Source organism: Pseudoponticoccus marisrubri (assembly GCF_001482405.1).
GTDB classification, from domain to species: domain Bacteria; phylum Pseudomonadota; class Alphaproteobacteria; order Rhodobacterales; family Rhodobacteraceae; genus Pseudoponticoccus; species Pseudoponticoccus marisrubri.
Map to the genome: position 1 here is coordinate 94,761 of NZ_LPXO01000014.1, position 9,550 is coordinate 104,310.

Below are 9,550 nucleotides of genomic sequence, written 5' to 3' on the forward strand. Positions count from 1 at the left end.
CGGGCGGCTGGTGCGGGGCTCAGTCCGCGATCGGGTGGTGGCAGGCGGCAAGCTGGTCCTCTCCCATCGTCTCGAGCGGCGGCTCCGTCTCGCGGCAGAGCGCCGTGGCCCGCGGGCAGCGCCCGGCAAAGGCGCAGCCCGGTGGCGGGTTCAGCGGGTCGGGCAGTTCCGTACCCGTCTGCTCGGGCGCCCGCAAGGGCCGGCCGACCACCGGGGCGCTTTCGGCCAGCAGCCGGGTATAGGGATGTTTCGGCGCCGCGAAGATCCGCTCGGCGCGGCCGATCTCGACCACCGAGCCGAAATAGAGCACCATCACCCGGTCGCTCACCGCCTCCACCACCGCAAGGTCATGGCTGATGAACAGGTAGGTCAGGTCCAGCCGCGCGCGCAGCTCGGCCAGCAGGTTCAGCACCTGCGCCTGCACCGAGACGTCCAGTGCCGAGACCGGCTCGTCGAGGATCATGATCTTCGGCGCCGCGGCCAGCGCGCGGGCGATGCCGATGCGCTGCGCCTGGCCGCCCGAGAACTCGTGCGGATAGCGCTCGAGAAAGGCCTCGCGCAGGTTGACCGAGGCCAGGATCTCGGCGATCCGCGCCTGCCGCTCGGCCGCGCCCATCCCGTAGAGCCGCTTCAGCGGGGTCTCGATGATCTGGCGGATCGACTTGCGCGGGTTCAGCGACGAGATCGGGTCCTGGAAGACATACTGGATCAGCCGTCCGAAGGCGGCCGGATCGGCAGTGTCGAGCGCGCTGCCGTCGATCTCGATCGACCCGGTGGTGGGCTCCAGCAGCCCCACCAGCATGCGTGCCAGCGTGGACTTGCCGCAGCCCGACTCGCCCACGATGCCCAGCGTCTCGCCGCGGGACACGGAAAAGGACATCGGCCGTACCGCGCGCACCCCGTCGCGGGGGCCGCCGAACAGCCCGCTGCGCAGGGCGAAGGTCTTGGACAGGTCGGTCACCTCGAGCGCGTGCATCAGACGGCCTCCTCGGGAAACAGGCAGCGCACGGCGCGCGGCCCCGTGCCCTCCAGCGCGATCTCGCCCTGCCGGCAGGCCGTCTGCGCCTTGTCGCAGCGCGGGGCAAAGGCGCAGCCCGGCGGCAGGTCATCCACCGAGGGCGGCAGGCCGGGGATCGCGGCTAGTTCGCGCCGACCGCCGCCCAGCTCGGGCACGCAGGCGATCAGCCGGCTGGTATAGGGATGGGCCGGCGCCGCCAGCACCGCCTTCGTCGGGCCCTGCTCGACGATGCGGCCGGCATACATCACCGCCACCCGGTCGCAGAGCTGGGCGACCACGCCGAAATCATGGGTGATGAAGATGATGGCCAGCCCGCGCTCGCGCCGCAGATCGTCCAGCAGGGCCAGGATCTGCGCCTGCACGGTCACGTCCAGCGCGGTGGTCGGCTCGTCGGCGATGATCACGTCGGGATCATTGGCCAGCGCCATGGCGATGCCGACGCGCTGGCGCATGCCGCCGGACATCTCGTGCGGGTAGTCGCCCAACCGGCTCTCGGCGTTGGGAATGCGCACTGCGCGCAGCAGCTCCAGCGCACGTTCCCGCGTCTCGGACTCGCTCACCTTGTGGTGACAGCGGATCGCCTCGGCCAGCTGCTCGCCCACGCGGTAGAGCGGGTGCAGCGTGGCCAGCGGATCCTGGAAGATATAGGCGACGTTCTCGCCGCGGCGCTGGCGCAGGTCGGCATAGCGCATGGCCAGCAGGTCCTCGCCCGCGTAGCGCACCGCGCCCCCCGTCACGACGCCGGGCGGCGAGGAGACAAGCCCCATGACCGACAGCGCGGTGACCGATTTGCCCGACCCGGATTCCCCGATCAGGCCCAGGCATTCGCCCTTCTCGACATGCAGCGTGACCCCGCCCACGGCGCGGAACACCCGCTTGCCCACGTGAAACTCGGTCTGCAACTGCTGCAGCGCCAGCAGGCCCTTGCCATCATCCTCGGGCACCGGGCCCGTGCGGTCGACCAGCGTGGTGGCGCGCGGCCGCGACAGCGCGCCCGAGCGCAGCCGCGGGTCCAGCGCGTCGCGCACGCCGTCGCCCAGCAGGTTGATGCTCATCACGATGAGAAAGATCATCACGCCGGGCACGACGCTGGTATGCGGCGCAGTGATCAGCGCCGCGCGTGCCTCGCCCAGCATCGAGCCCAGATCCGCCTGCGGCGGCTGGCTGCCGAGGCCGAGGAAGGACAGGCCGGCGGTCTCGAGGATCATCCAGCCCACGGTGGTGGACATGGCGATCACGATGGTCGACAGCACGTTGGGCAGAAGCTCCGAGACGATGATGCGGGTATGGCCCAGCCCGGCCAGCCGTGCGGCATCGATGAACTCGCGCCCGGCCAGCCCCACGGTGATGCCGCGGATGTTGCGCGCGAAGAAGGGGATGTTGACCGCGGCCACCGCGATCAGCGCGTTCATCAGCCCCGGTCCCAGCGCGGCCACGATGGCCAGCGCCAGCAGAATGTAGGGAAAGGCCATCAGCATGTCGACGCCGCGCATGATCAGGTTGTCGATGCGGCCGCCAAAATAGCCCGCCACGATCCCGATGGCCGAGCCGATCGTCGCCGCGATCAGCGCCGCGGCCAGCCCCACAGCCAGGCTCAGCCGCGTGCCGTGCAGGAGCCGGCTGAGCAGGTCGCGGCCCAGGTGGTCGGTGCCCAGAAGATGCCCCTCGGAGAACGGGCGCAGGAACCGGTCGGCGGTGGCGGTGGCGTTGGGGTCCTTCAGCGGCAGCACCGGGATCAGCAGCACCAGCAGCAGGATCGCCCCCAGCACCACGGCCCCCAGCGCGGCCAGCCGGTTGCGGAACAGCAGTTTGAGGAAGGCGCTCATGTCTTGATCCTCGGATCCAGCAGGCTCTGCGCCACGTCGACCATGATGTTGAACAGCACGTAGCAGGCCGCCACGAAGACCACGCCGCCCTGCACCAGCAGGATGTCGCGCTTCAGGATCGCGTCGACCAGCATCCGCCCGACGCCGGGCCATTGGAAGACGATCTCGATATAGACCGCACCGGACAGCACGAACCCCGCCTGGATGCCCAGCACGGGGATGATCGACACCATGGCGGCGCGCAGCGCGTGGCCGTAGATCACCCGGCGCTCGGGCACCCCCTTGGCCCGCGCGGTGCGGATGTAGTCCTGCCGCAGCACCTCCAGCATGGCCGAGCGGGACAGCCGCGCGATGACCCCCGTGGCCACCGCCGCCAGCGCCAGCGCCGGCATGATCAGGTGGCGCAGCAGGTCGGGCAGATCGCCGCCGCCATAGATCGCGTACATGCCCGAGACCGGCAGCCAGCGCAGCTTCACCGCGAAGAGCAGGATCATCATCATGCCGAGAAAGAAGGCCGGGATCGAGATGCCGATCAGCACGGTGAAGGTGATCGCCTTGTCGGCCAGCCCGTATTGCCGCGCCGCCGAGACGACGCCCGCCACGATGCCCAGCACCGCGCAGAGGACAAAGGAGGTGCCGGCCAGGATCAGCGTCGCCCCGAACCGGTCGAGGATCTCGTCCAGCACCGGTCGGTTGAGGCTGAAGGAGCGGCCGAAATCGCCCTGCAACATGTTGCCCAGCCAGATGAAATACCGCTGCACCAAGGGCTTGTCCAAGCCGAGGTCGCGGTTGATCTTCTCGACATTCTCCGGCGTCGCGTAAGAGCCCAGGATCGCGGTGGCCGGGTCGCCCGGGATCATCGCCATGATCAGGAAGACGATCACCGTGATCCCCAGCAGGACCGGGATCGCCGAGGCGAGGCGTTTCAGGATGTAACGGCCCATGCGGTCTCCTCGGTCAGGGGGCGGTCACCCCCGAATGCGTTGGGGGAGGCCGCGCCTCCCCCCGGTCGGGCCGGGCGCACCCGGCGCGGCCTCAGTTCTTGACCACGTCTTCCAGCATCAGCAGGAAGGACGGCTCGAGCGAGAAATTCTCGACCCGGTCGCTGGTCACGGCGTTCTGCTTCCAGTTCGCCACGAAGACCCAGGGCGCGTCCTCCTGCACGATGGCCTGCATCTCCTTGTAGAGCCGCGCGCGCTCGGCCTGGTCGGTGGCCACGCGGGCCTGCTCCAGTAGCCGGTCCACCTCGGGGTTGGAATAGTAGCCCGAGTTGAACCCGCCCTCGGAGGGCCACGCCTCGGTGCGCAGCGCCAGGTAGGGCAGCGTGTCGGGGTCGTTGGTCATCCAGGCCATCTCGGCCATGTCCGCCTTGCCCTCCAGCCCCGGGTTCACCTCGCCCAGGAAGGTGTTCCACTCGTAGGTCTCGATGCTGACATCCAGCCCCACGGCGTTCAGATCGGCCTGGATCGCGGTGCCCATGGGGATCGGGTCCAGCATGCCCGAGCCGCCCTCGGTCACGTAGAAGGTCAGCTCGGCCCCCTCGGCACCGGCCTCGGCCAGCAATTCGCGCGCCCGGTCGGGATCGTAGGGGTAGGGGTCCAGCTCTTCGTTATAGGCCCAGGCGAAGGCCGGCGGCGTCGGGCCGGCGGCGACCTCGGCGGTGCCCTCCAGCACGTCGTTCACGATCGCTTCCTTGTTGATCGCGTAATTGGCCGCCTGGCGCACGCGCTTGTCGGCAAAGGGACCTTCCTTGGCGTTCAGGATCAGGAACCAGACATGCGGGCCGGCCTGCTCGACCACCTCGAACCCGTCGCCCTGGAACTGGCCCAGCGCGGTGGGCGGCACCTCGACCATCAGGTCGATGCCCCCGGCCAGCATCTCGGCCACGCGGGTATTGGCGTCGGTGATCGGGCGGAAGACCACGGCCTCGGTGCCTGCCGGATCGCCCCAGTACTCGGCGTTGCGCTCGATCACCACCGCCTCGTTCGACCGCCACTCGGCAAAGGTGAAGGGCCCGGTGCCCACCGGGTTGCGCCCGTAATCGGCGCCGTTCGCCTCGACCGCGGCAGGCGAGACGATCAGCCCGGTCGGGTAGGCGAGGTTCGACAGGAAGGGCGCATAGGGCTCGGACAGGGTGAAGCGCACGGTGTGCGTGTCCACCACCTCGGTGCTCTCGACCGAGCCGAAGAAGAAGGCCAGCGGGAAGGGCCCGGTGTCGTGATAGGGGTGATCCTCGTTCAGCATCCGGTCGAAATTGAACTTCACCGCCTCGGCATCGAAGGGCGTGCCGTCATGGAAGGTCACGTCCTCGCGCAGGGTGAAGGTATAGACCGTGCCGTCCTCGCTGACCTCCCAGCCGGTGGCCAGATGCGGCTCCACCTCCAGCGTGCCGGGCGCGTAGCGCACCAACCCCTCGTAGAGGTTCACCAGGATGCGGAAGTCGTTCACCGCGGTCACCGCCGCCGGATCCAGCGATTTGGGCTCGGCGATCTGGCCCACGATCAGCACGCCCGGCGGGGTCTGTGCCTGCGCCGGCAGGCTCAGCGCCCCCAGCGCCAGGACCGAGGTTGCGGCGGCGAACAGCGTGCGCCGCGTCAGGGAAAGGATTGTCATGCGAAAGGCTCCCGGTTGGAATTATGTTTCAAAAATTATCATGATAATTTGCGCCGGTCAATTTATCATGATAATTCTGGGCCCCTGATCTTCAGGGGGTGCACGCAGGGGGTGCCATGACATTCTCCATTCTGGTCCGCGATCCCGAGACCGGCGCGCTGGGCGGGGCGGCGGCGACCGGCTCGCTCTGCGTCGGCGGCTGGGTGCTGCGCGGCGACATCCGCGCCGGGCTCTCGGCCAGCCAGGGCGCCGCGCCTTCGACCTTCTGGGGCGAGGACGTGCTGACCCGGATGCGCGCGGGCCGCCCCGCCGATGCCGCCGTGGCCGAGGTCACGGGCGCCGATCCCGGCCGCGCCGCGCGCCAGCTCTCGGCGCTCGACCTGTCGGGGCAGGGGGCGCATTTCACCGGCGCCGACAACACGCCGCAGATGGCCGGCTCGCTGTTCCCGCAGGGCGTGGCGGCGGGCAACATGCTGGCAGATGCGGGCGTGGTCGACGCGCTGGCCGAGGGGTTCGCCGCCGCAACCGGACCGTTAAGCCTGCGGCTTCTGGCCGGGCTGCGCGCCGCCGAGGCCGCGGGCAGCGATTCGCGCGGCCTGCTCTCGGCCGCTCTGCTGGTGCTGCGCCATGACCATGCGCCGCTGACCCTGCGCATCGATTATCACGAGGGCGATCCGATCGGTGCGCTCGAGGCACTGCATGACCGCGCCACCTCGGGCGCCTATGCCGACTGGGCGCGGCAGGTGCCCAGCCCCGAGGACCCGACCCGCGTGCTGGACCGCTTGCCCCCCGCCCGCGGCTGACGCTGCGTCCGCCTGCAGCTTGCGCAGCCGGCGCGGGAACCGGGGTCTGATATCCGGCGTTCCCGCCTTGCTTGTGCACGACGGCTTGCGTCCCGCACGGCGACGCGGAACAGTGACAACGGGCAAGACGGGGCGGGCATGTGAGCGTTGTGGTGTTTACCGATCTGGACGGCACGCTTCTGGATCACGAAACCTATGATCACGGGCCGGCGCGCCCGGCGCTGGACCGGCTGAAGCGCCACGGCATTCCCCTGGTCCTCGCCAGCAGCAAGACCGCTGCCGAGATCGCCCCCCTTCACGTACAGCTGCAACTGGGCGAGGCCCCCGCCATCGTCGAGAACGGCGCCGGGCTCTGGCGCCCGGGTGATGCGGGGGCGGGCCGTGATGCCTATGACCGGCTGCGCGCCGCACTCGACACGTTGCCGGAGGCGCTGCGCATTCATTTCCGCGGCTTCGGCGACATGGGCCCGGACCAGATCGCGCAGGTCACCGGCCTGCCGACGGAGGCCGCTGCGCAGGCCGCCGACCGCGCGCAGTCCGAGCCCGGTCTCTGGACCGGCTCAGACCAAGCGCGCGCGACCTTCATCGACGCGCTGACGGAGCACGGGATCACCGCGCGGCAGGGCGGGCGCTTCCTGACCCTGTCCTTCGGCGGCACCAAGGCCGACCGCATGGCCGAGATCGCCCGCGCCCACGGCGCGACCACGACCATCGCGCTGGGCGATGCCCCCAACGATACCGAGATGCTGGAGCGGGCCGATCACGGCGTGATCGTGGCCAACCCCCACGGTGCCGGCCTGCCGGAACTGGCGGGCGAGCGCGCCGGGCGCATCCGCCGCACCGCGCTGCCCGGCCCCGCCGGCTGGAACGCGACGATGAACGAGATTCTGGACGAACTGGATTACGGAGACGACAGCCATGGCTGACTTTCATCAGAACGGCAACATCGCGCAGTTCCACGACCTGCGGCAGCGACCGATCGAAGAGCTGGTCTACGAGATCGAGACCTTTGCCCAGACCCGCAAGATCACCCTCGTCCTGCCTTCGCTCTACTCGGAGCTCGAAGGCCCCGCGCTGGGCCACATCCTCGACGAGCTGAGCCAGGTCAATTACCTGCACCGCGTCATCATCGGGCTCGACCGCGCCGATGAGCGGCAGTACCGCATGGCGCGCGATTTCTTCTCGCGCCTCAAGCAGCAGCACGTGGTGCTGTGGAACGACAGCCCGCGCATGCAGGCGCTCGAGGAAAAGCTCTCCGAGCAAGGGCTGGCCCCCGAAGAGCCGGGCAAGGGCAAGAACATGTGGACCTGCATGGGCTACCTGATCTCGTGCCAGGACAGCGCGGTGATGGCGCTGCATGATTGTGACATCACCACCTATCACCGCGACATGCTGGCCCGGCTGGTCTACCCGGTGGTGAACCCGAATTTCCGCTACCAGCTGTCCAAGGGCTATTACCCGCGCATCGGCGACGGCAAGCTGAACGGGCGGGTGACGCGGCTGCTGGTCTCGCCGCTGCTGATCGCGTTGAAACGGGTGATCGGCGACCGCGACTATATCGATTACCTGCGCGCATTCCGCTACCCGCTGTCGGGGGAATTCGCGCTGCGCACCGCTCTTCTGCCCGACCTGCGCATCCCCTCGGACTGGGGGCTTGAGATCGGCGTGCTCTCCGAGGTCTGGCGCAATCTCGGCCGCCACTCGGTCTGCCAGGTCGAGATCTCGGATGCCTATGACCACAAGCACCAGGATGTCAGCGCCGAGGACGCGCGCGGCGGGCTGAACCGCATGTCCACCGATATCTGCAAGGCGATCTTCCGCAAGCTGGCCGCCGACGGCACGGTGTTCACCGCCAACACCTTCCGCGCGCTCAAGGCCACCTATTACCGCGTGGCGCTGGACCTGCTGGAGTTCTACGCCGACGATGCGCGGATGAACGGGCTCAAGCTCGACCGGCACCGCGAGGAAAAGAACATCGAGCTCTTTGCCGAGAACATCATGGTCGCCGGCCATACCTTCCTCGCCAAGCCGAACGAGGCGCCCTTCATCCCCAACTGGAGCCGCGTCAACGCCGCCGACAACGAACTGGTCGCCGAACTGCGCGCCGCCGTAGCGGCCGACGAAGAAGAATACGCCCCGATCCCCTTCGGCAGCTGAGGGGGGTGGGGCCGGGCTATTGCCAGATCTGTAGGTGACCGCGAGCGGGGGCGGAGTCATCGCAAGGGTGTTCGTCGGATTTGAGCCCATGTTGCCGGAGGCGTGCCCAGCCGAGGTTGCACGTGCAGCAACGCAATATGTTTCGCGAGCGGACCAGACCTGTCACTCAGCAGGAGTTAAATCGCTGCGACGCAGTTTACCTGAACCGGATATCACTGGCCGCACTCGATAAGTTAAATCAAGGCAACATTGGACAACTGGGTGTAGTTGTGTCCGAGTTGAGTCAGTTCGCCTGGAAGTGGTTCTGTTTAGTTCATTGTGGTATGTCGGCCAATCTTTTTTGCATTCCAGCGCAACCAAGCTATTTGCACAAGCAAGCTACCATCATGGGCTCATGGAAAGAATTCTCTTGGGGATATGCCCAACATGACTCTTAAAACCGCTATAAGTTTCCTGCGCATTTTTTCCGCATCGCCAGAATCTGAGAATAGTCTCGCCGAACCATAGCAGGCTGCTGAAAAACTCCGACCTCGACGCCCATGGCGGAACATGATTCACCGCCACGACGGCATGGAGGGAGGTGGCGATGCGCGGATCGGACGAGGCGACGGGATCGTTGTTCAGCTATGTTGATCTCGAGGAGCGCATCCCGCCTCGGCATCCACTTCGCAAGATCAGGTCCGCCGTCAACGATGCGCTGCGTTCACTGGATGCCGATTTCGACCGGCTCTTCGCCGGTGAGGGTCGGCCTTCCATCGCGCCGGAACGTTTGATCCGCGCCAGCTTGCTGCAGATCCTCTACTCGATCCGGTCCGAGCGACAGTTGATGGACCAGATGGATTACAACCTGCTGTTTCGTTGGTTCGTGGGCCTCGGGATCGACGATACCGTCTGAGTCCCGACCGTGTTCACGAAGAACCGCGACTGGCTGCTGACCACGGACATGTCCCGCAAGATCATGACCGCCATCTTGGCGCATCGCGAGGTGGCGCCACGGCTGTCCGATGACCACTTTGGACCTGTCCCGTTTTTGTGCCGCGCCAGGTGCTCGTTTAGGCCACTTTTCTTTCGAAGACGACGGGGCTTTTGCAGCCCAAAGCTGAGTGTCTCCGGCGCGGGTTGTAGAAGCCATT

The 9,550-nt window shown here is 67.6% G+C and carries 7 protein-coding genes and 1 pseudogene; 4 read left to right on the top strand and 4 right to left on the bottom strand.

Annotated elements, in window-relative coordinates:
• Positions 1–19: 19 nt before the first annotated feature.
• The 4 genes from AVJ23_RS18260 to AVJ23_RS18275 form a co-directional block, all read right to left on the bottom strand.
• Entirely contained in the window at positions 20–976 is a 957-nt protein-coding gene (locus tag AVJ23_RS18260) for an ABC transporter ATP-binding protein (RefSeq protein WP_058863663.1), read from the bottom strand.
• Complete coding sequence (locus AVJ23_RS18265) at positions 976–2,844, bottom strand: dipeptide/oligopeptide/nickel ABC transporter permease/ATP-binding protein (RefSeq protein WP_058863664.1); 1,869 nt, start codon at positions 2,842–2,844, stop codon at positions 976–978. Before AVJ23_RS18265 ends, AVJ23_RS18260 begins: the two co-directional genes overlap by 1 nt.
• Positions 2,841–3,788, bottom strand: a complete 948-nt coding sequence (locus AVJ23_RS18270; RefSeq protein WP_058863665.1) for an ABC transporter permease — start codon at positions 3,786–3,788, stop codon at positions 2,841–2,843. Before AVJ23_RS18270 ends, AVJ23_RS18265 begins: the two co-directional genes overlap by 4 nt.
• Before the next feature lie 91 nt (positions 3,789–3,879).
• Entirely contained in the window at positions 3,880–5,457 is a 1,578-nt protein-coding gene (locus tag AVJ23_RS18275) for an ABC transporter substrate-binding protein (RefSeq protein WP_058863666.1), read from the bottom strand.
• A gap of 116 nt (positions 5,458–5,573) precedes the next feature.
• Here AVJ23_RS18275 and AVJ23_RS18280 point away from each other — a divergent pair, with 116 nt between their 5' ends.
• From AVJ23_RS18280 to AVJ23_RS18295, 4 genes and pseudogenes are all read left to right on the top strand, one after another.
• Positions 5,574–6,260 (top strand): DUF1028 domain-containing protein, encoded by a 687-nt coding sequence (locus AVJ23_RS18280; protein WP_058863667.1) that lies wholly within the window; start codon positions 5,574–5,576, stop codon positions 6,258–6,260.
• Positions 6,261–6,400: 140 nt separating this feature from the next.
• Positions 6,401–7,186, top strand: coding sequence for an HAD-IIB family hydrolase (locus tag AVJ23_RS18285; RefSeq protein WP_058863668.1), 786 nt, complete (start codon positions 6,401–6,403; stop codon positions 7,184–7,186).
• The gene (locus AVJ23_RS18290; protein ID WP_058863669.1) at positions 7,179–8,417 is read left to right on the top strand and encodes a glycosyltransferase family protein; all 1,239 of its coding nucleotides are present in this window, start codon (positions 7,179–7,181) and stop codon (positions 8,415–8,417) included. The genes AVJ23_RS18285 and AVJ23_RS18290 overlap by 8 nt, the downstream gene beginning before the upstream one ends.
• A gap of 586 nt (positions 8,418–9,003) precedes the next feature.
• Positions 9,004–9,474 (top strand): annotated as a pseudogene (locus AVJ23_RS18295) (transposase); the annotation flags it as partial.
• Positions 9,475–9,550: the final 76 nt, after the last annotated feature.

Bases quoted from the DNA above. Each gene is read 5' to 3' on its own strand.
- AVJ23_RS18265 (WP_058863664.1), bottom strand. From the start codon at position 2,844: ATGAGCGCCTTCCTCAAACTGCTGTTCCGCAACCGGCTGGCCGCGCTG.
- AVJ23_RS18270 (WP_058863665.1), bottom strand. From the start codon at position 3,788: ATGGGCCGTTACATCCTGAAACGCCTCGCCTCGGCGATCCCGGTCCTG.
- AVJ23_RS18280 (WP_058863667.1), top strand. From the start codon at position 5,574: ATGACATTCTCCATTCTGGTCCGCGATCCCGAGACCGGCGCGCTGGGC.
- AVJ23_RS18275 (WP_058863666.1), bottom strand. From the start codon at position 5,457: ATGACAATCCTTTCCCTGACGCGGCGCACGCTGTTCGCCGCCGCAACC.
- AVJ23_RS18290 (WP_058863669.1), top strand. From the start codon at position 7,179: ATGGCTGACTTTCATCAGAACGGCAACATCGCGCAGTTCCACGACCTG.
- AVJ23_RS18260 (WP_058863663.1), bottom strand. From the start codon at position 976: ATGCACGCGCTCGAGGTGACCGACCTGTCCAAGACCTTCGCCCTGCGC.